The 1,895-nt window shown below is 52.9% G+C and carries 1 rRNA gene; it reads right to left on the bottom strand.

The features are described from left to right. Positions 1–1,869: ribosomal RNA gene (locus L6R44_RS14595) — 23S ribosomal RNA — on the bottom strand; the annotation flags it as partial. Positions 1,870–1,895 lie beyond the last annotated feature (26 nt).

The raw sequence follows: 1,895 nt of genomic DNA, 5'->3' as shown, positions 1-1,895 counted from the left end.
CCGCTAACCCCATCAATTAACCTTCCGGCACCGGGCAGGCGTCACACCGTATACGTCCACTTTCGTGTTTGCACAGTGCTGTGTTTTTAATAAACAGTTGCAGCCAGCTGGTATCTTCGACTGATTTCAGCTCCACCCGCAGGGGCTTCACCTACATATCAGCGTGCCTTCTCCCGAAGTTACGGCACCATTTTGCCTAGTTCCTTCACCCGAGTTCTCTCAAGCGCCTTGGTATTCTCTACCTGACCACCTGTGTCGGTTTGGGGTACGATTTCGTGTTACCTGATGCTTAGAGGCTTTTCCTGGAAGCAGGGCATTTGTTACTTCAGCACCGTAGTGCCTCGTCATCACACCTCAGCGTTAATAAACGACCGGATTTACCTGGTCGTTCCGCCTACATGCTTAAACCGGGACAACCGTCGCCCGGCTAACATAGCCTTCTCCGTCCCCCCTTCGCAGTAACACCAAGTACAGGAATATTAACCTGTTTCCCATCGACTACGCCTTTCGGCCTCGCCTTAGGGGTCGACTCACCCTGCCCCGATTAACGTTGGACAGGAACCCTTGGTCTTCCGGCGAGCGGGCTTTTCACCCGCTTTATCGTTACTTATGTCAGCATTCGCACTTCTGATACCTCCAGCATGCCTCACAGCACACCTTCAACGGCTTACAGAACGCTCCCCTACCCAACAACACATAGTGTCGCTGCCGCAGCTTCGGTGCATGGTTTAGCCCCGTTACATCTTCCGCGCAGGCCGACTCGACCAGTGAGCTATTACGCTTTCTTTAAATGATGGCTGCTTCTAAGCCAACATCCTGGCTGTCTGTGCCTTCCCACATCGTTTCCCACTTAACCATGACTTTGGGACCTTAGCTGGCGGTCTGGGTTGTTTCCCTCTTCACGACGGACGTTAGCACCCGCCGTGTGTCTCCCGTGATAACATTCTTCGGTATTCGTAGTTTGCATCGGGTTGGTAAGCCGGGATGGCCCCCTAGCCGAAACAGTGCTCTACCCCCGAAGATGAGTTCACGAGGCGCTACCTAAATAGCTTTCGGGGAGAACCAGCTATCTCCCGGTTTGATTGGCCTTTCACCCCCAGCCACAAGTCATCCGCTAATTTTTCAACATTAGTCGGTTCGGTCCTCCAGTTAGTGTTACCCAACCTTCAACCTGCCCATGGCTAGATCACCGGGTTTCGGGTCTATACCCTGCAACTTAACGCCCAGTTAAGACTCGGTTTCCCTTCGGCTCCCCTATACGGTTAACCTTGCTACAGAATATAAGTCGCTGACCCATTATACAAAAGGTACGCAGTCACACCACGAAGGTGCTCCCACTGCTTGTACGTACACGGTTTCAGGTTCTTTTTCACTCCCCTCGCCGGGGTTCTTTTCGCCTTTCCCTCACGGTACTGGTTCACTATCGGTCAGTCAGGAGTATTTAGCCTTGGAGGATGGTCCCCCCATATTCAGACAGGATACCACGTGTCCCGCCCTACTCTTCGAGTTCACAACCTGTGTGCTTTCGTGTACGGGACTGTCACCCTGTACCGTGCGACTTTCCAGACGCTTCCACTAACACACAAGCTGATTCAGACTCTGGGCTGCTCCCCGTTCGCTCGCCGCTACTGGGGGAATCTCGGTTGATTTCTTTTCCTCGGGGTACTTAGATGTTTCAGTTCCCCCGGTTCGCCTCGTTAACCTATGTATTCAGTTAACGATAGTGTGACGAATCACACTGGGTTTCCCCATTCGGACATCGCCGGGTCAAAGGTTCATATCACCTCGCCGGCGCTTTTCGCAGATTAGCACGTCCTTCATCGCCTCTGACTGCCAGGGCATCCACCGTGTACGCTTAGTCGCTTAACCTCACAACCCGAAGATGTTTCACTTCA

Source organism: Enterobacter cloacae complex sp. ECC445, assembly GCF_021892025.1.
Lineage (GTDB): Bacteria > Pseudomonadota > Gammaproteobacteria > Enterobacterales > Enterobacteriaceae > Enterobacter > Enterobacter chengduensis.
Note: the sequence above shows the minus strand (reverse complement) of the source record. Positions and strands in the feature narration are given on the sequence as shown.